Genomic DNA, 1,911 nt, shown 5'->3' with positions numbered 1-1,911 from the left:
ATCGTATTGGTAATATTGGTTTTCGCCATTGGGCAGCTGGCGGTAGATCAGATTGCCCAATGCGTCGTAGGTGTATTCGATGCCGTTGTATTCTTTGAGGCGGTTACCGCTGCTAAGGTTGCCGCCCTTTCCTTCGGCGGCTTTGTCGGAAAGGATGTTGTGGGCGGGGTCGAAGGCAAAGGTTTCGCTGCGGCCGGTTTGGCTGTTGCGGGCTTCTTGAATGCGTCCGATTTTGTCGTAAATGTAGTCGTAGGCGTAGCGACGGTTGAACACAATAGCAACAAAGGCCGTCTAAAAGTTGTGTTTCAGACGACCTTGATGCTGATCAATAATCGGATTATTAAAGAACCAATATTTCAGACGGCCTCAAAGAAAGTATTAAGATCGTCCGAAAAGCGGAAACCGTGTGAGTGCGTACCGCACACACACCCTGCGTCAGGACTGAAGATTTTGTGCAAGCTACGGCTTGCTACGTTGGGACTGAAGGTTTTGTGTGGGGCTACGGCTTGCTAACATAGAAAAAAGTTCATCCAACACTTCTTTGATTAATATTAATCGATTTATATTAATCAATTAATATTAATCCCAATAACTGTCTAAATTGTTCAATTCTTTCCACTCTTCCAAAGAATAAAGAAAAGGCAAAGAAAAATTTTCCAATATTTTGTCTTTTAAATTTTCTGATACCATAAATGCTCCTGAATAATTATGATTGGAAGACAATAAAATATCCTTATCCGAATTAGTGTATGCTTCAAGCGAAAAATCTTCTTCATTTAATCCTAAATCCGGGTAAACAATTTCATTCTCAATTTCCCAGCTAACTATTCTTATTAAATAATAGGTTTCATCTGTCAATAGCTCGCCTTTTGTATTGACAACAACTACCTTGCTCATGCCAAAATTATGGTCAAACCCGTATTTTTTAATAAATTCCAAAAAACGCGCTGACATAATAAAGAAGTCACTATATGGCAGAAAATCAAAAGTAACACTCCTTGCTTTTTTAAGCAGACATAAACTTTTTCAGGCATTTTCGGGATTTCTTGTCCCTTTACAAACCAACTCCACGGAAAGTCAAAATCAGGATGCGTTTTTTTAGGGTTAAACTTCTCTGATATACCCACAGCTCCACTACTTACTCGTGGCAACCCCATTTTTTCTGCTTTATCCATGCTTTGTAGGGCATATCCCCATACTAGTAATTTTTTCATAATATCCTCCTAATCTAATCGTTTGGGCGAGTTGGTAGATGCGCACCCTCCAACGGATAAAGACTTACTTAAGCGTTTTTTCAACCTTTTTTGTAAATTCTGCACACGTTTTCGTGCTTGTGCTGCTGTAATCTTTCCTTGTTGGAATTCGCCTCTTATTTTTTGTAACTCGCGACTTACACTATCATTATAGTTCTTATGAGACCCTCGATGGAAAAATTCTCTAAGTGAACTTCGAGCATCTGCTTCAGTTGAAGGCATATACAGACCATTAGTCCAACTATCTCTGCCTAATCCTTTGCCTTTCATGCCAATACTATTAAAAAATGCTTTGTTTTCTTTCCAAACTGCCTGTGGAATTAAATGGTGTGTCTGCCAAGAAGAAGCTGGACGGAACATTCCCTGAGATTCCATACTCTTACGCAAGCGATAGCCACTCTCCCCCAATGGGTCAATCCATTCTTGAGTATTTGGAGCAAACTGATATAGATTATCTCCACCAATTAATTTAATCGGGTCCTGATTCACAAACCGCCCGGCCTCTGGCTCGTAATACCGCATCAGGTTGTAATGCAGCCCTGTCTCTTGATCACAATACTGGTTTTGCAACCGGAACGGCTGGTGCGCGTTCCGATAGACGCGCTCGTCCTTTTTCAGACGGCCCCAAGCGGTGTATTCGCCGTACCACAAAAGATTG

3 protein-coding genes and 1 pseudogene are annotated in these 1,911 nt (G+C 41.1%); all 4 read right to left on the bottom strand.

Annotated elements, in window-relative coordinates; all coding sequences use genetic code 11:
- Positions 1-273: pseudogene (locus HMPREF2696_RS11665) on the bottom strand (type IV secretion protein Rhs); the annotation flags it as partial.
- A gap of 306 nt (positions 274-579) precedes the next feature.
- Positions 580-954 (bottom strand): Imm43 family immunity protein, encoded by a 375-nt coding sequence (locus HMPREF2696_RS02140; protein ID WP_249967823.1) that lies wholly within the window; start codon positions 952-954, stop codon positions 580-582.
- Positions 894-1,214, bottom strand: coding sequence for a hypothetical protein (locus HMPREF2696_RS11735; RefSeq protein ID WP_249967822.1), 321 nt, complete (start codon positions 1,212-1,214; stop codon positions 894-896). Before HMPREF2696_RS11735 ends, HMPREF2696_RS02140 begins: the two co-directional genes overlap by 61 nt.
- A gap of 9 nt (positions 1,215-1,223) precedes the next feature.
- The coding region (locus HMPREF2696_RS11580; RefSeq protein ID WP_210383749.1) for an RHS repeat-associated core domain-containing protein at positions 1,224-1,911 on the bottom strand (688 nt) is incomplete at its 5' end.

The organism is Neisseria sp. HMSC058F07 (assembly GCF_001810035.1).
Classification (GTDB): domain Bacteria; phylum Pseudomonadota; class Gammaproteobacteria; order Burkholderiales; family Neisseriaceae; genus Neisseria; species Neisseria perflava.
Note: the sequence above shows the minus strand (reverse complement) of the source record. Positions and strands in the feature narration are given on the sequence as shown.